The sequence below is a fragment of the Serratia sp. HMSC15F11 genome (assembly GCF_001808215.1).
GTDB lineage: Bacteria > Pseudomonadota > Gammaproteobacteria > Enterobacterales > Enterobacteriaceae > Serratia > Serratia nevei.
This window is the reverse complement of record NZ_KV792399.1, coordinates 109,468-127,897: the sequence shown is the minus strand read 5'-3', so window position 1 is coordinate 127,897 and position 18,430 is coordinate 109,468. Positions and strand designations below refer to the sequence as shown.

At 60.1% G+C, this 18,430-nt stretch carries 20 protein-coding genes; 9 read left to right on the top strand and 11 right to left on the bottom strand.

The window, feature by feature from the left end:
• The 6 genes from pstA (at window position 1) to HMPREF3138_RS04540 (ending at window position 5,007) form a co-directional block, all read left to right on the top strand.
• Window positions 1–891, top strand: coding sequence for a phosphate ABC transporter permease PstA (gene pstA / locus HMPREF3138_RS04565; RefSeq protein WP_038876032.1), 891 nt, complete (start codon window positions 1–3; stop codon window positions 889–891).
• A gap of 54 nt (window positions 892–945) precedes the next feature.
• Complete coding sequence (gene pstB / locus HMPREF3138_RS04560) at window positions 946–1,716, top strand: phosphate ABC transporter ATP-binding protein PstB (RefSeq protein WP_016929614.1); 771 nt, start codon at window positions 946–948, stop codon at window positions 1,714–1,716.
• An 11-nt stretch (window positions 1,717–1,727) separates the two neighbouring features.
• Window positions 1,728–2,462, top strand: a complete 735-nt coding sequence (gene phoU, locus HMPREF3138_RS04555) for a phosphate signaling complex protein PhoU (RefSeq protein WP_016929613.1) — start codon at window positions 1,728–1,730, stop codon at window positions 2,460–2,462.
• A gap of 168 nt (window positions 2,463–2,630) precedes the next feature.
• Complete coding sequence (locus HMPREF3138_RS04550; RefSeq protein WP_019455482.1) at window positions 2,631–3,470, top strand: ABC transporter substrate-binding protein; 840 nt, start codon at window positions 2,631–2,633, stop codon at window positions 3,468–3,470.
• A gap of 81 nt (window positions 3,471–3,551) precedes the next feature.
• Window positions 3,552–4,265, top strand: a complete 714-nt coding sequence (locus tag HMPREF3138_RS04545) for an amino acid ABC transporter permease (protein WP_038876029.1) — start codon at window positions 3,552–3,554, stop codon at window positions 4,263–4,265.
• A 1-nt stretch (window position 4,266) separates the two neighbouring features.
• Entirely contained in the window at window positions 4,267–5,007 is a 741-nt protein-coding gene (locus HMPREF3138_RS04540) for an amino acid ABC transporter permease (protein ID WP_004933841.1), read from the top strand.
• Here the strand turns inward: HMPREF3138_RS04540 and yieH are convergent.
• Together yieH and HMPREF3138_RS04530 are read right to left on the bottom strand one after the other, a co-directional pair.
• Complete coding sequence (gene yieH / locus HMPREF3138_RS04535; protein WP_038876027.1) at window positions 5,004–5,672, bottom strand: 6-phosphogluconate phosphatase; 669 nt, start codon at window positions 5,670–5,672, stop codon at window positions 5,004–5,006. The two genes, HMPREF3138_RS04540 and yieH, sit on opposite strands and share 4 nt — an antisense overlap.
• A gap of 47 nt (window positions 5,673–5,719) precedes the next feature.
• Window positions 5,720–6,124 carry an NUDIX hydrolase gene (locus tag HMPREF3138_RS04530; RefSeq protein WP_038876025.1) on the bottom strand — a complete coding sequence of 135 codons (405 nt, stop codon included), beginning with the start codon at window positions 6,122–6,124 and terminating at the stop codon, window positions 5,720–5,722.
• Window positions 6,125–6,359: 235 nt separating this feature from the next.
• Here HMPREF3138_RS04530 and HMPREF3138_RS04525 point away from each other — a divergent pair, with 235 nt between their 5' ends.
• On the top strand, window positions 6,360–7,697 hold the full coding sequence (locus HMPREF3138_RS04525; protein ID WP_028128066.1) for an NCS2 family permease: 1,338 nt from the start codon (window positions 6,360–6,362) through the stop codon (window positions 7,695–7,697).
• A 35-nt stretch (window positions 7,698–7,732) separates the two neighbouring features.
• Here HMPREF3138_RS04525 and HMPREF3138_RS04520 read toward each other — a convergent pair whose 3' ends face one another.
• The 9 genes from HMPREF3138_RS04520 to rpmH all read right to left on the bottom strand — a co-directional run bounded on the left by HMPREF3138_RS04520 (window position 7,733) and on the right by rpmH (window position 15,233).
• A complete protein-coding gene (locus tag HMPREF3138_RS04520; RefSeq protein ID WP_038876022.1) occupies window positions 7,733–8,785 on the bottom strand; it encodes an alpha/beta hydrolase in 1,053 nt (350 codons plus the stop codon).
• 77 nt (window positions 8,786–8,862) lie between these two features.
• The gene (locus HMPREF3138_RS04515) at window positions 8,863–9,429 is read right to left on the bottom strand and encodes an NADPH-dependent FMN reductase (RefSeq protein ID WP_025304752.1); all 567 of its coding nucleotides are present in this window, start codon (window positions 9,427–9,429) and stop codon (window positions 8,863–8,865) included.
• A 161-nt stretch (window positions 9,430–9,590) separates the two neighbouring features.
• The gene (locus HMPREF3138_RS04510; RefSeq protein WP_038876020.1) at window positions 9,591–10,316 is read right to left on the bottom strand and encodes a 4'-phosphopantetheinyl transferase family protein; all 726 of its coding nucleotides are present in this window, start codon (window positions 10,314–10,316) and stop codon (window positions 9,591–9,593) included.
• 133 nt (window positions 10,317–10,449) lie between these two features.
• Entirely contained in the window at window positions 10,450–11,250 is an 801-nt protein-coding gene (locus tag HMPREF3138_RS04505; protein WP_038876017.1) for an MBL fold metallo-hydrolase, read from the bottom strand.
• A 143-nt stretch (window positions 11,251–11,393) separates the two neighbouring features.
• On the bottom strand, window positions 11,394–12,758 hold the full coding sequence (gene mnmE / locus HMPREF3138_RS04500) for a tRNA uridine-5-carboxymethylaminomethyl(34) synthesis GTPase MnmE (RefSeq protein ID WP_038876016.1): 1,365 nt from the start codon (window positions 12,756–12,758) through the stop codon (window positions 11,394–11,396).
• A gap of 96 nt (window positions 12,759–12,854) precedes the next feature.
• On the bottom strand, window positions 12,855–14,492 hold the full coding sequence (yidC, locus tag HMPREF3138_RS04495) for a membrane protein insertase YidC (protein WP_038876014.1): 1,638 nt from the start codon (window positions 14,490–14,492) through the stop codon (window positions 12,855–12,857).
• 2 nt (window positions 14,493–14,494) lie between these two features.
• Window positions 14,495–14,752 carry a membrane protein insertion efficiency factor YidD gene (gene yidD / locus HMPREF3138_RS25125; protein ID WP_004933881.1) on the bottom strand — a complete coding sequence of 86 codons (258 nt, stop codon included), beginning with the start codon at window positions 14,750–14,752 and terminating at the stop codon, window positions 14,495–14,497.
• Window positions 14,716–15,075, bottom strand: a complete 360-nt coding sequence (gene rnpA / locus HMPREF3138_RS04490; RefSeq protein ID WP_004933883.1) for a ribonuclease P protein component — start codon at window positions 15,073–15,075, stop codon at window positions 14,716–14,718. The genes yidD and rnpA overlap by 37 nt, the downstream gene beginning before the upstream one ends.
• Before the next feature lie 17 nt (window positions 15,076–15,092).
• Window positions 15,093–15,233, bottom strand: a complete 141-nt coding sequence (rpmH, locus tag HMPREF3138_RS25120; protein ID WP_000831330.1) for a 50S ribosomal protein L34 — start codon at window positions 15,231–15,233, stop codon at window positions 15,093–15,095.
• Window positions 15,234–15,915: 682 nt separating this feature from the next.
• Here rpmH and dnaA point away from each other — a divergent pair.
• A complete protein-coding gene (dnaA, locus tag HMPREF3138_RS04485; RefSeq protein ID WP_004933889.1) occupies window positions 15,916–17,310 on the top strand; it encodes a chromosomal replication initiator protein DnaA in 1,395 nt (464 codons plus the stop codon).
• Between the two features lie 4 nt (window positions 17,311–17,314).
• Window positions 17,315–18,415: a DNA polymerase III subunit beta gene (gene dnaN / locus HMPREF3138_RS04480; RefSeq protein WP_004933892.1), complete on the top strand. Its 1,101-nt coding sequence runs from the start codon at window positions 17,315–17,317 to the stop codon at window positions 18,413–18,415.
• Window positions 18,416–18,430: the final 15 nt, after the last annotated feature.

Here is an 18,430-nt window from a genome sequence, read left to right as displayed (position 1 = left end):
ATGGCGACGATGGATATGCAAAACGCAGTCGTTCTGGCGGAAAGCCGCCGCAAAATGCAGGCCTGGCGCCGGCAGAAAAACCGCCTCGCGCTGTTCCTGTCGATGGCGACCATGGCGTTCGGGCTGTTCTGGCTGATCTGGATCCTGATCGCCACCGTTACCAAAGGCTTCGACGGCATGTCGCTGGCGCTGTTCACCGAAATGACCCCGCCACCGAATACCGCGGGCGGCGGCTTGGCCAACGCCATCGCCGGCAGCGGCCTGTTGATCCTGTGGGCGACCCTCTTCGGTACGCCGCTGGGCATCATGGCCGGCATCTACCTGGCGGAATACGGCCGTAAATCCTGGCTGGCGGAAGTGATCCGCTTTATCAACGATATCCTGCTGTCCGCACCGTCTATCGTGGTGGGTCTGTTCGTTTACACCATCGTGGTGGCGAAGATGGAACACTTCTCCGGCTGGGCCGGCATCGTGGCGCTGGCGCTGCTGCAGGTGCCGATCGTCATTCGCACCACCGAGAACATGCTGAAACTGGTACCGGATACGCTGCGCGAGGCCGCGTACGCCCTGGGTACGCCGAAATGGCGCATGATTTCCGCCATCACGCTGAAGGCGTCGGTATCCGGCATCATCACCGGCGTGCTGCTGGCGATTGCGCGCATCGCGGGGGAAACCGCGCCGCTGCTGTTCACCTCGCTGTCGAACCAGTTCTGGAGCACCGACCTGATGCAGCCGATCGCCAACCTGCCGGTGACCATCTTCAAATTCGCCATGAGCCCGTTCGCCGAATGGCAACAGCTGGCCTGGGCCGGGGTGTTGTTGATCACCCTGTGCGTACTGTTACTGAATATCCTGGCGCGCGTGATTTTCGCCAAGAAAAAGCATTTATAAAATTTTGAGCGCCGCTTTGGCGGCGCTGATGAAAAGAGAGAAGTCTTGATGAGTATGGTTACTGACGCTTCCAGCAGCAAAATTCAGGTACGCGATCTGAACTTCTACTACGGCAAATTCCATGCGCTGAAGAACATCACGCTGGATATCGCCAAGAACAAGGTCACCGCGTTTATCGGCCCGTCCGGCTGCGGCAAATCCACCCTGCTGCGCACCTTCAACAAGATGTACCAGCTGTACCCGGAACAGCGTGCGGAAGGCGGCATCCTGCTGGACGGCCAGAACATCCTGACCGACAACTCGGATATCGCGCTGCTGCGCGCCAAGGTCGGCATGGTGTTCCAGAAGCCGACGCCGTTCCCGATGTCGATTTACGACAACATCGCCTTCGGCGTTCGCCTGTTTGAAAAGCTGTCGCGCGCCGATATGGACGAGCGCGTGCAGTGGGCGCTGACCAAGGCGGCGCTGTGGAACGAAACCAAGGACAAGCTGCACCAGAGCGGCTACAGCCTCTCCGGCGGCCAGCAGCAGCGTCTGTGCATCGCCCGCGGCATCGCCATTCGTCCGGAAGTGCTGTTGCTGGATGAGCCTTGCTCGGCGCTGGATCCGATCTCCACCGGCAAGATTGAAGAGCTGATCAGCGAGCTGAAGGCCGATTACACCGTGGTGATCGTGACGCACAACATGCAGCAGGCGGCGCGCTGCTCCGACTCTACCGCATTTATGTATCTGGGCGAGCTGATCGAGTTCAGTGATACTGATAACCTGTTCACTGCGCCGCAGAAAAAGCAGACTGAAGACTACATCACTGGCCGTTATGGTTGATAGGAAGCATCATGGATAACCTGAATTTAAACAAACACATTTCCGGCCAGTTCAACGCAGAGCTTGAGCATATCCGCACCCAGGTGCTGACCATGGGCGGGCTGGTGGAGCAGCAGCTGACCGATGCTATCACCGCGATGCACAATCAGGATGGCGAGCTGGCCAAGCGCGTGATCGAAGGCGACGCCAAGGTCAACATGATGGAAGTGGCGATCGACGAAGCTTGCGTGCGCATCATCGCCAAGCGTCAGCCGACCGCCAGCGATCTGCGCCTGGTGATGGCGATCATCAAAACCATTTCCGAGCTGGAACGCATTGGCGACGTGGCGGACAAAATCTGCCGCACCGCGCTGGAGAAGTTCTCGCACCAGCACCAGCCGCTGCTGGTCAGCCTGGAATCGCTGGGGCGCCACACCGTGCAGATGCTGCACGATGTGCTGGACGCGTTTGCGCGCATGGATCTGGACGAGGCGATCCGTATCTACCGTGAAGATAAAAAGGTCGACCAGGAGTATGAAGGCATCGTGCGTCAGCTGATGACCTACATGATGGAAGACTCACGCACCATTCCCAGCGTGTTGACCGCGCTGTTCTGCGCCCGTTCCATCGAGCGCATCGGCGACCGCTGCCAGAACATCTGCGAATTTATCTTCTATTTCGTCAAAGGGCAGGACTTCCGTCATTTGGGCGGCGACGCCCTGGAAAAGCTGCTCTCTCCGGGCGGTAAAGACGAAAAAGCCGACTAACCCTTTCCGGGTAATATCCTTCAAAGGCGCGGTTTCCCGCGCCTTTATTCCATCTTAAGCGCGTAAAGATAAAAAGGTTATAAACATAGCTTTTTATATTATTTCCTGACCTATGTGGCGCTTGCTAGCTTATCCGCCAGCAGGACATCAATCACTTAGGAGCTTTCTATGAAACATCGCGCTTTGGCCTTAACGTTGTTAGCCAGTCTGACTGGTCTCGCCGCCGGCGCCGCGCACGCGGACAAACTTGACGATATCAAGCAAGCCGGCGTGGTGCGTATCGCGGTGTTCGACAGCAACCCGCCGTTCGGCTACATCGACCCGCAGAGCAAGAAGCTGGTGGGTTACGATGTGGACGTTGCCGATGCGATCGGTAAAGCGCTGGGCGTGAAAGTTGAGCTACGCGCCACCAACCCGGCCAACCGCATTCCGCTGCTGGTGTCGAAGAAGGTTGACCTGATCGCCGCCAACTTCACCATTACCGACGAGCGCGCCAAGGAAGTGAACTTCAGCGTGCCGTACTTCGCCACCGGCCAGAAATTCATCGCCCGCAAAGGCGTGCTGAAAACCCCGGAAGACATCAAGAAGCTGCGCATCGGCGCGGATAAGGGCACGGTGCAGGAAATCACCCTGCGCGAGCGTTTCCCGACGGCGAAAGTGATCTCTTACGATGACACCCCGCTGGCGTTTGTGGCGCTGCGTAACGGCAACGTGCAGGCGATCACTCAGGACGACGCCAAGCTGGTCGGCCTGCTCGGTAACCTGCCGGCGGCGCAGAAGGCGGAATTTGAAATTTCGCCGTTCAGCCTGACCAAAGAGTACCAGGGCGTCGGCATTCCCAAGGGCGAAGATCGCCTGACCGCCGCGGTGAACGAGACGTTGATCAAACTGGAAAAAGACGGCGAAGCGGTTAAGATTTACGATCGCTGGTTCGGGCCGGAAACCCAATCCGCTCAACCGCGCGGCGATTTCAAAATCGCGCCTTTGGATCAGCAACCAAAAGCCTGACTTAACCGCTTGCGGTGAGATAGGCACGGAGGGGCGCAGCTTGCTGCGCCCCTGATGCATTCTGCAAGACAAGGATTGAACATGAACCTGGACTGGCTGCTGGCGCCGCAATATCTGAGCTGGCTGTGGCACGGTTTTCTGCTGACGCTGTGGCTTTCCGCCTGCGCGGGGCTGGCGGCTACATTGCTGGGCTTTGTGCTGGCGGCGATGCGCGACAGCAGCCTGCGGCCGTTGCGCTGGCTGGCGGTGGGGTACAGCTCGCTGTTTCGCAATACGCCGCTGCTGGTGCAGCTGTTCTTTTGGTATTTCGCCGCCGGGCAGATCCTGCCGTCCGCCGCCATGCAGTGGCTGAACAGCGCCCATCAGGTTGGCCCGCTTGAGTGGCCGTCGTTCGAGTTTCTCGCCGGTTTCTTCGGCCTGACGCTCTACTCCACCGCCTTTATCGCCGAAGAGATCCGCTCCGGCATTCGCGGCGTCGCCGGCGGGCAGAAATATGCCGCTCAGGCGCTGGGGCTGACCGGCTGGCAGGCGATGCGCTACGTGGTGCTGCCGCAGGCGTTGAAAATCGCGCTGCCGCCGCTGCTGGGCCAATACATGAACGTGATCAAGAACTCGTCGCTGACCATGGCGATCGGCGTGGCCGAACTCTCTTACGCCTCGCGTCAGGTCGAAACCGAAACCCTGCGCACTTTCCAGGCGTTCGGCGTGGCGACGGTGCTGTATATCGCCAACATCGCGCTGCTGGAAGGCTGGGGCATGTGGCGCCAACAGCGTAAACCGCTGGGAGGACATTGAGATGGATTTCAGCGTAATTCACGATAACCTGGGCTACCTGCTATGGGGCACCTGGCCGGACGGACCGCTGGGCGGCGCGGCGCTGACGTTGGCGATCAGCCTGATGGCCGGCGTGGCTTCGGCGGTGCTTGGTACCTTACTCGGCGTGGCGCTGGCGATGTCGCGCGGCGTCGCCGCCGGGCTGCTGGCGGCGGTGCTGGGCTTTTTCCGCGCCATTCCGGTCATCATGCTGATCTTCTGGACCTATTTCCTGTTGCCGATGGTGTTTGGCGTCGAGATCCCGGAAATCACCACCGTGGTGTGTGCGCTGGCGCTGATCGCCTCGGCCTATCTGGCCCATGCGGTGAAGGCCGGCATCGCCGCGATCGGCCCCGGCCAGTGGCAGGCCGGGCTTTCTCTGGGGCTGACCCGTTGGCAGACGCTGCGCATGATCGTGCTGCCGCAGGCGCTGCGCATGATGGTGCCGTCGTTCATCAACCAGTGGATTTCTCTGATCAAAGACACCTCGCTGGCTTATATCGTCGGCGTTGGCGAACTGACCTTCTTGGCGACCCAGGTCAACAACCGCAGCATGGTCTACCCGATGGAAGTGTTCCTGTTCGTGGCGCTGGTCTATTTCGTGTTCTGCCTGGCGCTCGATCTGCTGGCCAACGCGGTTAACCGCCGCTTCGGCGCGCAAACCCGCGCGCTGAAGCGGTCCTGGCGCTGGTGGCGCAACAAACCGCCGTTGCCGGCCAGTTAATCGGCCGTCAGCCGCCAGCCGCGTTCGCGCCACAGCGCGGGCAGCTGGGCCAGGTCGTCAAACGTCGTCACCAGCGGGTGGTCGATCGGCGGGTTATGCGGGTCGGCGCAGAAGTAAAAGACCGGAATGCCGGCGTTGATACCGGCCTGGGCGCCGGCGGGCGAGTCATCTACCAGGATGCAGCGCGTCACCGGCACCTGCATCCGTTCGGCGGCGTGAAACACAATAGCCGGATCCGGCTTCCAGCGCTGAATGTCATAGCCGCTGAACAACCGGTCATCAAAATAAGGCAGCATGCCGGTCAGGCCGAGCGAGTGCCGCATCTTGCTGACCGGCCCGTTGGAGACGGTGCAGACTGGCACCGTCACCTGCGCCAGCAGCTCGCGGGCGCCGGCAATCTGTTGCAGTTCGCTGTCGAACAGCCGCGCCACCTCCTGCCGATACAGCGGTTCCAACGCCTCTTTTGCCAGGTTAGTGCCCTGCTCGGCGTTGACCCGATCGATGATCTCGTACAGCTTCACCCCTTTGTATTTTTTGAACACCTCTTCCAGCGACAGATGAATGCCGTAGTGGGCGAACATGTGCACATAGGCTTTGCTGCACAGCACTTCGCTGTCCACCAGCGTGCCGTCGCAGTCGAACAAAATGCAGTCAATCTGATTCATGCGGGACAGGTTCCTTCGGATTGGCGCCGTTGAGGGGCGCTCAGCGATCACTTGATCAGGTTACGCGCCTTGAGATCGTGCAAAATCAGCGCGGCGACGTGTGAACAGTGCGGCAGATCGCGGCTGTCGCACCACCTCAGCTCGGCGATTTCGGCGGCCGGCTGCAGCTGCCCGGTAAAGTCGGCCTGATAGCAGCGAATACGCACCTGGGTGCCGTCCTGCTTGCCGTCCGCCGGGCCGGTGAACTCGCCGTAAAACGCGATGGAGTTCGGCAGCAGCGCAACGGTCAGCTCTTCGTCGATTTCGCGGCACAGCGCCTGTTCGTCGGTTTCGCCCGCTTCGCGTTTTCCGCCCGGCATATAAAACAGCGTCTTATTGTGTGAGCGCACCAGCGCCACTTTGTCGTCTTTCAGCGTAATTAACGCGAGCTTATCGATAAAGGTCGAAGACATGCGGATTCCTGTTTTTTTAGCGGGTAGGGTAAGAGATGCGATAGGCCATTTTATCGGCCGTGCCGGCAAACGGCAACGCAGCGGGCGGGCTCGGGGGATGAAAGCCTATAAATACAAGCCGTTGACACGTTTAGCCGTAAAGACGGCGAAAAAAACCTGTGACCGGCGTCAAAAGCCCCACTTTTTGTTATAGGATAGCCGGCGACTGTCCATTCCCATTTTCGGAATTCTGATAATGACCAAACCAGTATCTGGCCTTGACGCTGAGCAAGGCTTGCTTGGGCGCGTGTTTAAACTCAAGCAACATGGCACGACGGCGCGTACGGAAACGATTGCCGGTATCACCACTTTCCTCACCATGGTGTATATCGTGTTCGTTAACCCTCAAATTTTGGGCGCGGCGGGCATGGATACCCAGGCGGTATTTGTCACTACCTGTTTGATCGCCGCCTTCGGCAGCATCTTTATGGGCCTGCTGGCGAACCTGCCGGTGGCGCTGGCGCCGGCGATGGGCCTGAACGCCTTCTTCGCCTTCGTGGTGGTCGGGGCGATGGGCATCTCCTGGCAGGTGGGCATGGGCGCCATCTTCTGGGGCGCGGTCGGCCTGCTGCTGCTGACCATTTTCCGCATTCGCTACTGGATGATCGCCAACATTCCGGTCAGCCTGCGGGTCGGCATCACCAGCGGCATCGGTCTGTTCATCGGCATGATGGGGCTGAAAAACGCCGGCATCGTGGTGGCCAACCCGGACACGCTGGTGACCATCGGCAGCCTGACCTCGCACAACGTGCTGCTGGGGGCGCTCGGCTTCTTCATCATCGCCGTGCTCTCTTCGCGCAACTTCCACGCGGCGGTGCTGGTGTCTATCGTGGTCACCACCCTGATCGGCTGGATGCTGGGCGACGTGAAATACGGCGGCCTGTTCTCCTTGCCGCCGAGCATCACCTCGGTGGTGGGCCAGGTCGACGTGGCCGGCGCGCTGAACATCGGGCTGGCCGGGGTCATCTTCTCGTTTATGCTGGTGAACCTGTTCGACTCCTCCGGCACCCTGATCGGCGTTACCGATAAAGCCGGCCTGACCGACAGCCAGGGCAAGTTCCCGCGCATGAAGCAGGCGCTGTACGTTGACAGCATCAGCTCGGTGGCCGGTTCGCTGGCGGGTACCTCTTCCGTGACCGCTTACATCGAAAGCTCTTCCGGCGTTGCCGTCGGCGGCCGCACCGGTTTGACGGCGGTGGTCACCGGCCTGCTGTTCTTGCTGGTGATCTTCCTGTCGCCGCTGGCGGGCATGGTGCCGGCTTACGCCGCCGCCGGCGCGCTGATCTACGTCGGCGTGCTGATGACCTCCAGCCTGGCGCGGGTGAAGTGGGACGATCTGACCGAAGCGGTACCGGCGTTTGTCACCGCGGTGATGATGCCGTTCAGCTTCTCGATCACCGAAGGTATCGCGCTCGGCTTTATCTCCTACTGCGTGATGAAGCTCGGCACCGGCCGCTGGCGTGAAATCAGCCCGTGCGTGGTGGTGGTGGCGCTGCTGTTCGTGCTGAAGATCGTCTTCGTCGACGGCCATTGACTGCCAAAGGGCCGGCGCCTGCCGGCCCTGAACCCCTAGACACCCGGCGTCGCATCCGGCGCCCGATCCAACACCCACTGCAATGGCCGCCTGAAGCGTGCCTGCCAACTGCCGGCGGCATCCTCGCCCTGGGCGAAGTGCAGCGTCTGCACCTGATTATCCTCCCCGAACAGATTGGCGAAGTGCAATGCCAGCGCCTGCTCGCTGAAGTTCTGCCGATCGTAATACGCCATCACGATTTTCTTTTGCGCCGCCAGCGACTGCTGGGCCGGCTTGATCTCGCCGTTGGGGGCGATCAGGAGCGCGCCGGCGTAAAACTGCGGGTACTTCGCGATCAGGTTGGCGGCGTGCAGTGCGCCCTGGCCGCGGGCGCTGAGGTAAATCCGTTGGGTATTCAGCTTTAGCTGCGGAGCCAGCTGTTGCAGCGTACGCTGAATGGCGGTGTGGGTGCTCTCGTCGCTGTAATTCGACCAGCGGAAGCTGTTTTCCGACAGCATCTGCGTGCCGTTGATCTCGATGTACGCCACGCCCATTTCGCCGAACAGCAGCCGTTCTTCGGGGCTGATGGCGGCGGCTTTGCCGTAGGTATGCAGGAAGATCACCGTTGGCCAGCCTTCAGGCGGCGCTTCTCCGTCCGGCATCGCGTAGCTGGCCTTGCCTTCATAGTGACGGGCGTGCTGCAGATAGCGCGCTTTGGTGGCGGCCAGGATCGATTGGTAGGTGGCGGAGTGCTGGATGCTGTTGAAGGCGTCGTCCTCCAGCAGGTTGTAGTAGTACCACAGGCCGCGGTCGGCGCTCAGCTGCAGGTAACGCTCCGCCAGCTCGGTTTGGCCTTTCTCCGCCGACGATACCGCCAGCTGGTAGGGCGCCCAGACGTTGCGGCCGTCTTCGCGCATCAGCGTCAGGTACAGCGACATGGCGCCCAGCTTTTTGTCTTCCTGGTTTTGCGCGGATCGCGACAGCTGGGCGTTGAGCGCGCTGTGTGCCGGTAGCTCCAGCGGCTCTTCACCGGCGGGATAACGCATGTCTGCGGCGAAAGCGGGACTGGTGATGGAAACAAAAAATAACGCTAAGATGAAAAAATACATGATGCTATGGCTTTAATTTTCAATGAATTGACGGACTTCATGTCCTGTTGCGGCGCCCCGCGGGCGCCGCGAGACGGTCACTCCACGCGGCGAATAAAATCGCTGAACGCGGACAGCTGACCGGTCAGGAAATCCAGCGTTCCCTGATCGCTCAGTTCACCGGCCTGTTCATCGACCTTGCTCTGGATCACGCCGCCCATAAACTCAGGCTTGTTCATTACCATCGCATCGAGGAACACCAGGATCTGGCGCAGATGATATTGGCAGCGCGCGCCGCCGATCGGCCCCATCGAGCTGGTTTGAATGGCGACCGGCTTGCCGGCCAGCGGCTGATTCGGCAAGCGAGACAGCCAGTCGATGGCGTTCTTCAACCCGCCGGGCACGGAATAGTTATATTCAGGGGTGACGATGATCACGCCGTCGGCCTGGCGGATCTGTTCGGCGATCGCCTCGACAGCGGCAGGGAAGCCTTCACCCTGTTGCATGTCGGCGTCGTACAGCGGGATATCGCGGATAGAGGGTAGCGCTTCAATGGTGACGCCCTGTGGGGCCAGCCCAGGCAGGGCGCGGGCCACCATGGCGTTGTAGGAGCCTTTGCGCAGGCTACCGAGCAGAGTGACGATTTTCAAGGCTTGGTCTGACATGGTGATTCTCCCTTTCGAATGAGCAGATTCAGCGTACAACATGGGCGAATAGTAGGCTAAAGCGCGGGTCGAGAATAGGTGATTGCTCAACATTTAGCTGTCTTTACAATTTAATCCAGCAACTTGTGCGGTAAAGACAGCGTTCTCCGCTTTGCGCTGCGTTAACCGGGCGTCTTCAGGCCCGTCAGTTTAACGAAGCGCGAGGACGCCGCCGGGCTGCGCGGCGAGATTTCCCCGTCTTTGTGCAGGCCGCGGCGCTCTTCGTAGCGCCAGCACAGCAGGCGGTCCAGGCCGGGGCTGCCGGCGCAGGCCCAGCTCAGGTATTCGTCGGCGTCGCTCATCACCTGAACGTCCGGCGTGGCGCTGGAGCGCAGGTGGCCGGAGAAGGGATGCAGACGCAGCGTAGCCTGGCCGCTGTTGCCGAGGCCGGAAATTTTCAGCACGCTTTGCCGGATGCTCCACAGCTGAGTTTCTGCCTCCAGCCGATCGTCCTGCGCGCCGATCCAGGCACTTTCCGCCGGCGTCTGATGCGCGTGTTGCAGCGCGCTTTGCCGGGTACCGCGCGCCCGCATCACTTCGATATCCAGTCCCACTTTGCCCTCGTCGCTGAGCAGCACGCCCACGGTGTTGCTGGCGTAAGCGAGGCTGAAATCGGGCAGCTGATGATCGGCGAAACAGGGGCGGCCGGTCGGCGTGGTGGCGATGGGGGGCAGCGTCGGCAGACCGTACAGGTAGAACATCATTTCGGCGAGCAGAATGCGCCCTTGCAGAAAGCGCGTGCGGCGTTTAACGGAAAAGGTGCGGGTGGCGGCTATCACTTCGTCGGAGAGTCTTTGGGTATCTAGGACAGCGGAGGCCGGTGTCCAGCGGGCAAAATGACACGCCATTGTTCACTCCATGACAGAGGGTCGCTAAGAACGCAGGGGTGTTAGATTAAGACTAAGTTGAGGATTTATCATCAAAAAACACTATGCGTTTTATCCGATTTGTTGCCGATTTCAATGATGAGCGGCGCAGGCGTTATTCCAGGATCCAGCTATCGCCGGTGGCCGGCGAGATCCCTGCCGGCAGCCATAGCCGGCCCCAGGTGCCGGTACAGTGGCAGCCCATGATCTTTTCCGGCTGATGCTGCCGCAAAAAACGGCGGACGTGCCAGAGCGTGCGCGGGGAAGCGCAGCGCAGATGAAAACCGCCGATCAAGGCGTGGATCCGAACGATCCCGGTTATTTTCTGGCAGTGGCGCACGATATTGACGATCCCGCGGTGCCCACAGCCGGTCACGATCACCAGACCGCGATCCGATTTGTAAATCAGCACGCCTTCGTCGATCACGTAATCCACCGCCGCGTTTTCCCCGGCGATCACCCCGTATGCGCGCGGTGCGGGTACCGCGATTTCGCCTGACCACATAAAGCGATCGCCGATCGCCAGCGGTTTACGGCTGTATTGCATACGATGGCGCGCGTAGTCGATATCCAAAGAGAGCTTTTTGATTTTGCGGGTGTGGCCCAGCACCTTCAGCGCCGCATAGCGCTCATCGCCGACCTGCGGGTGACAGATGATGCGGCTGTTGTCCGGCAGCCAGGCGACGCCGCCGCAGTGGTCATAGTGGCCGTGGGAGAGCACCGTTGCGGTAATACGGGAGAGATCGACGCCCATCAGCGCCGCATTGCGCAGAAAGCAGTCGTCGGGGCCGGTATCGAACAGTATGGACGTCGTCTCATCCTCAATCAGCAGGCTTAGCCCGGCCTTGGCCTGCAATAGTGGGTTGGCGCCGGCGGCGCGGCGGTTTTCCAGCAGTACCTTGAGGGTCAATGCCATGTTGACTCGTTCCTGAGAGAGATTCCTGACTTTTCAGTATAGCGTGGAGGGCGGTAGCGGCTCTGTGAGCCGGCGCGCAGAGCGCGGGAAAGAAAAACGGCCGGAACAAGGGCTTGTCCCGGCCGTGAAGGCGTCTGGCGGCGTTATTTACCGATACAGAAGCTGGAGAAGATGCGGCCCAGCAGGTCGTCGGAGGTGAATTCGCCGGTGATTTCACTCAAGGCCAGCTGCGCCTGGCGCAGCTCCTCGGCCAACAGCTCGCCCGCGTAAGCGCTCACTAACTGTTCTTTGCCTTGCACCAGGTGCTGTGCCGCCAGTTCCAGCGCCTGCAGGTGGCGACGGCGCGCCAGGAAACCGCCTTCCATGTTGCTGGTGAAGCCCATGCTCTGTTTCAGATGATCGCGCAGCACATCGACGCCTTCGCCGGTGCGCGCCGACAGGCGAATAAGTGAGTGGTTGTTCACTTCCGTCAGACCCAGCGTTTCGCCGGTGATGTCGGCCTTGTTGCGCACCACGGTGATCGGCAGCGTGCCCGGCAGGCGCGCCATAAACTCCGGCCAGATCTCCGCCGGCTCGGTGGCGGCGGTGGTGGTGCCGTCCACCATAAACAGCACTCTGTCGGCTTGTTCGATCTCGTTCCACGCACGTTCGATGCCGATACGCTCAACTTCGTCGCTGGCGTCGCGCAGGCCGGCGGTGTCGATGATGTGCAGCGGCATGCCGTCGATATGGATATGTTCGCGCAGGACGTCGCGGGTGGTGCCGGCGATATCGGTGACGATCGCCGCTTCACGCCCGGCCAACGCATTGAGCAGGCTGGATTTACCGGCGTTGGGGCGTCCGGCGATCACCACCTTCATCCCTTCGCGCAGCAGGCTGCCCTGGCGCGCTTCGCCGCGCACGCTGTCCAGATCCGCCATCACGTCGTTGAGCTGCGCCTCGATTTTACCGTCGGACAGGAAGTCGATTTCCTCGTCCGGGAAGTCGATCGCCGCTTCCACGTAGATTCGCAGGTGAGTGAGCGCTTCCACGAGCTGGTGGATGCGGGTAGAGAAGGCGCCCTGCAGCGAGTTCATCGCCGAACGCGCCGCCTGCTCGGAGCTGGCGTCGATCAGATCGGCAATCGCTTCGGCCTGCGCCAAATCGAGTTTGTCGTTGAGGAACGCGCGTTCGGAGAACTCGCCGGGCCGTGCGATGCGCACGTCGGGCAGGGCCAGCACGCGCTTGAGCAACAGATCGAGGATCACCGGCCCGCCGTGGCCCTGCAGTTCCAGCACGTCTTCGCCGGTAAAGGAGTTCGGCCCCGGGAACCACAGCGCGATGCCCTGATCGAGGGTGGCGCCCGTGGCGTCGCGGAACGGCAGATAGTCAGCGTAGCGCGGCTTCGGCAGCTTGCCGAGCAACGCCTGGGCGACGTCTTTGGCCTGGCTTCCGGAAATGCGTAGAATGCCGACGCCGCCGCGTCCCGGCGGGGTGGCTTGGGCTACGATGGTATCGGTGGTGCTCATAACGGTTCTCTCTGACGATTAAGATGCAAAAAGGCGGTCTAATGACCGCCTTTGGTGTGACTGCAAGGGTCGGCGCGCCGAACCCCTACAATACGCTTAGCTTTTTTTCTTGTCGCGGCTGTGCAGACCGCGTTTTTCCAGACCACGGTAAATCAGCTGCTGCTGCAGGATGGTCACCAGGTTACTGACGATGTAGTACAGCACCAGACCGGACGGGAACCACAGGAAGAACACTGTGAAGATCACCGGCATGAAGGTCATGATTTTCTGCTGCATCGGGTCAGTCACGGTGGTCGGTGACATCTTCTGAATGAAGAACATCGTCACGCCCATCAGGATTGGCAGGATGTAGTACGGGTCTTGCGCCGACAGGTCATGGATCCACAGGGCGAACGGCGCGTGGCGCAGCTCGACCGAACCCATCAGCATGTAGTACAGCGCCAGGAAGATCGGCATCTGAATGATCAGCGGCAGGCAGCCGCCGAGCGGGTTCACTTTCTCCGCCTTGTACAGCGCCATCATCTCTTGGCTCATGCGCTGTTTGTCATCGCCGATGCGCTCGCGCATCGCCTGCAGCTTCGGCTGCAGCATGCGCATTTTCGCCATCGAGGTGTACTGCGCCTTGGTCAGCGGGTACATGATGCCGCGCACGATGAAGGTGATGATGATGATGGAGAAGCCCCAGTTACCGATAAAGCCGTGGATGAACTTCAGCAGTTTGAACAGCGGCTGGGAGATGAACCACAGCCAACCGTAATCCACGGTCAGGTCCAGGTGCGGCGCCAGCTGGGCCATCTGGTCCTGCAGCTCCGGACCGACCCACAGGGTCGCGTTCAGCTGCTGCTGAGCGCCCGGCTGCACCACGACCGGCGTAGATTTGAAGCCGATGGTGGACAGGTTGTCGCCCGGTTTGGCGGTGTAGAAGGTGTTGTCACCCTTGGTCGCCGGTACCCACGCGGTGGCGAAGTACTGTTGCAGCATGGCGACCCAACCGTCTTTGGTGGTGACGCTCAGGTTTTCGTCTTTGTCGAACGCGTATTTCTGGTACTTGTCATCGCTGGACGAGTACGCCGCGCCGCGGAAGGTGTGCAGCGCGAAGTTGCTGCTGCCGGTGTCGCGGTGCTTAGGCAATTCGGTGGTCTGCTTCAGCTGGCCGAACAGGGTCAGCTCCAGCGGTGCCGCGCCTTTGTTGTCGATGCTGTAATCCACGCCGACCGCATAGTGGTTGCGTTTGAGCACGAAAGTCTTGGTGTAGACCGCGCCGTCTTTATCGGTGTAGGTCAGCGGGATGCGCAGCTCGTCCTGGCCTTCCGGCAGGGTGTAGCTGTCCTGTGCCGCCTGATACAGCGGGCGTTCGCCGTTGGCCGGGTTGTCCGGGCCGTTTTTACCGGTCAGGCCGCTTTGCGCCTGATAGACGAACGACGGAGTGGTTTCCAGCAGTTGGAACGGAGTCGATGAACCCAGAGTATCCGGGTAGGCCAACAGTTTAGCCTGCTCGATATCGCCACCACGGGTGTTGATGGTCAGTGACAGCACGTCGGTGTTCACGGTAATCAGCTTACCCTGACCACTGGCTGGCACGGCCTGGCTGGCGGCATCACCGGCTACTGCGTTCGAAGTCTGTTGCGTGGTCTGTGCGGCCGGCTGCGGAGCGTTGTCCGTTTGCCATGCCTGCCAGATCATGAAAGACACGAACAGCAGAGCGATGAGGAGAAGATTGCGTTGCGAATCCATCGTTAGTGTTCTCTGTTATCGTCGGTTTTTGGCGGCACCGGATCATCGCCACCTGGGTTCAAAGGGTGGCATTTTAATACGCGTTTCAATGCTAACCAACTGCCTTTTATCATGCCAAACCTGCTTAATGCCTCAATTGCGTAATGAGAGCATGTCGGCTGGAAGCGACAACGAGGCCCTAGCAGCGGACTGATGACGAGCTGATAGGCCCGCACCAGCCCGATCAGGATGCGGGAGCCTGGCGACAGTGGCGACGCCATAATTTATCCAAAGCTTCCGTCAGCGCGCGGTTATCCAAATCCGCTATCCCCTTTTTGGCCACCACGACAAAATCCATCGCCGGTAATTCGTGCTGGCGCAGGCGGAAGCTTTCGCGGGTTAGGCGTTTGATCCGATTACGCTCGTGCGCGCGTTTGACGTGTTTTTTGGCGACGGTAAGACCGATGCGGGGATGCCCCAGCTGGTTCAGGCGGCCGAGGATGGTGATTTGCGGCGTGCCAGCCCGTTGTGGCTGCTGGAAGACGAAAGTGAAATGAGTGGGAGTTAACAAACGTAACTCCCTGGGAAAAGCGAGCTTAACCACTCAGCGGGTTAGCTTTATTACTTAGAAACAGTCAGACGAGCACGGCCTTTCGCACGACGGCGGGCCAGAACTTGACGACCATTTTTGGTGGCCATACGAGCACGGAAACCGTGGCTACGGTTGCGCTTCAATACGGACGGTTGGAAAGTGCGTTTCATAGCGATTTCTACCTAAACTTAAAATAATTACTGATCAGTAAACGCGTTTGGCTACTCGGCGTGAAGATGACCGACGCCTCAATCGCAATACATAAAGAAGCGGGATTGTAATAATTGTACAGTCCTGAGTCAATTCGCATCGCGCCAGCCTACCTGGTTGTCTGCCAATAACGGAACAAAATCCGGTCTTGGCCCGTGGTCACCGCAGAATCCTGTCTGGCTAATGACGCACCATAAGGAACCAGGTATCACACGTAGGGCGAAGATTATACGGACTCGGGGTGAAATCGCAAGGATCCCCGTGAGATCCTTTGCGCGCGATCGCAGGATCCGGCGTGGATAACAGGGTATAACCGGTTGACAATGTAAAAAACGCGGCGCAGCGACCGGGATCTGCGTGGTCATCCGGCGCCGGCGGTGAAAAGATCGCCGCCGGCCGCGGCCTGTGGATAAAATGGATCTAATCTGTGAGGAAGGGGAGGATCTCTTGCTCGGATTGCGCTATGATCCGTCATTCCGATCGCGATCCCTCATGCCGGGATCGTGAGGGACACAAACCGTGAAAGGCGGTTCGCATCCCCCACAGGCAAATCGCCGATGCCGGGTATGTGTCAAAAATCATGAGTTATAAAAAAGTTGCCCGTTTCTTTTCTTTATTGATCTTGTTCGAGTGGAGTCCGCCGTGTCACTTTCGCTTTGGCAGCAGTGTCTTGCCCGATTGCAGGATGAGTTACCTGCCACAGAATTTAGTATGTGGATTCGCCCATTGCAGGCGGAACTGAGTGACAACACCCTGGCGCTGTATGCGCCTAACCGTTTTGTGCTGGATTGGGTTCGCGATAAGTACTTAAACAACATCAATGGTCTGCTGAATGATTTCTGCGGTACGGACGCGCCTTTGCTGCGTTTTGAAGTCGGTAGCAAGCCGATCACGCAGGTGATCAGCCAGACCGTGACCGCCAGCGTCAGCAGCGCACCTGCGGCCCCGGCGGCACGCACGGCCGCGCCTTCGCGCCCGAGCTGGGACAACGCGGCGGCGCAACCCGAGCTCTCTTACCGCTCCAACGTCAACCCCAAACACACCTTCGACAACTTCGTCGAGGGTAAGTCCAACCAGCTGGCGCGCGCGGCGGCTCGCCAGGTGGCGGACAATCCGGGCGGCGCCTACAACCCTTTGTTCCTGTATGGCGGCACCGGCCTGGGTAAAACTCACCTGCTGCACGCGGTCGGCAACGGCATCATGGCGCGCAAGGCCAACGCCAAAGTGGTCTACATGCACTCGGAACGCTTCGTGCAGGACATGGTCAAAGCGTTGCAGAACAATGCCATCGAAGAGTTTAAGCGCTACTACCGTTCGGTGGACGCCTTGCTGATCGATGACATCCAATTCTTCGCCAACAAGGAGCGTTCGCAGGAAGAGTTCTTCCATACCTTTAACGCCCTGTTGGAAGGCAATCAGCAGATCATCCTGACCTCGGATCGCTACCCTAAAGAGATCAATGGGGTGGAAGATCGTTTGAAGTCCCGCTTCGGCTGGGGGCTGACGGTGGCGATCGAGCCGCCGGAGCTGGAAACCCGCGTGGCGATCCTGATGAAAAAGGCCGACGAGAACGACATTCGCCTGCCGGGCGAAGTGGCGTTCTTCATCGCCAAGCGCCTGCGTTCCAACGTGCGTGAGCTCGAAGGGGCGCTGAACCGCGTGATCGCCAACGCCAACTTTACCGGCCGGGCCATCACCATCGATTTCGTGCGCGAAGCGCTGCGCGATCTGCTGGCGCTGCAGGAAAAGCTGGTCACCATCGACAATATTCAAAAGACGGTGGCGGAGTATTACAAGATTAAAGTCGCGGATTTGCTGTCCAAGCGGCGTTCGCGATCCGTTGCCCGCCCGCGCCAGATGGCGATGGCGCTGGCGAAGGAACTCACCAACCACAGCCTGCCGGAAATCGGCGATGCGTTTGGTGGCCGCGACCATACCACGGTGTTGCACGCCTGCCGGAAGATCGAGCAGCTGCGTGAGGAAAGTCACGACATCAAAGAAGATTTCTCCAATTTAATCAGAACATTATCTTCATAGCGCTATGAAATTTATCGTTGAACGTGAGCATCTGCTAAAACCGCTGCAACAGGTAAGCAGCCCGCTGGGCGGCCGCCCGACCTTGCCGATCCTGGGCAATCTGCTGCTGCAGGTGACGGAAGGCTCCCTGCTGCTGACCGGCACCGATCTGGAGATGGAGATGGTGGCGCGCGTCGCCCTCTCCCAACCGCACGAGCCGGGCGCGACCACCGTGCCCGCGCGCAAATTCTTTGATATCTGCCGTGGCCTGCCGGAAGGGGCGGAGATCGCCGTCACACTGGAGAGCGAGCGCATGCTGGTGCGGTCCGGCCGCAGCCGCTTCTCGCTGTCCACGCTGCCGGCGGCGGACTTCCCGAACCTGGACGACTGGCAGAGCGAGGTAGAGTTCACCTTGCCGCAGGCGACGCTGAAGCGCCTGATCGAAGCCACCCAGTTCTCGATGGCCCATCAGGACGTGCGTTACTACCTGAACGGCATGCTGTTTGAAACCGAAGGCGAAGAGCTGCGCACCGTCGCCACCGACGGCCACCGCCTGGCGGTGTGCTCGATGCCGATCGGCCAACAGCTGCCGTCCCATTCGGTGATCGTGCCGCGTAAAGGGGTCATGGAGCTGGTGCGTCTGCTGGACGGCGGCGATTCGCTGCTGCAGCTGCAGATCGGCAGCAACAACATTCGCGCCCACGTCGGCGATTTCATCTTCACTTCCAAGCTGGTTGACGGCCGTTTCCCGGACTATCGTCGCGTCTTGCCGAAGAACCCGGATAAAACGCTGGAAGCCGGCTGCGATCTGCTCAAGCAGGCGTTTGCGCGCGCGGCCATTCTCTCGAACGAGAAATTCCGCGGCGTGCGGCTGTACGTCAGCCAGAACCAGCTGAAGATCACCGCCAACAACCCGGAGCAGGAAGAGGCAGAAGAGATCCTCGACGTCAGCTACGACGGCGCGGAGATGGAGATCGGCTTCAACGTCAGCTACGTGCTGGACGTGCTGAACGCGCTCAAGTGTGAAGACGTGCGCCTGCTGTTGACCGACTCGGTCTCCAGCGTGCAGATCGAAGACGGCGCCAGCCAGGCGGCGGCCTACGTTGTCATGCCAATGCGGTTGTGATCGATATCCGGGCTA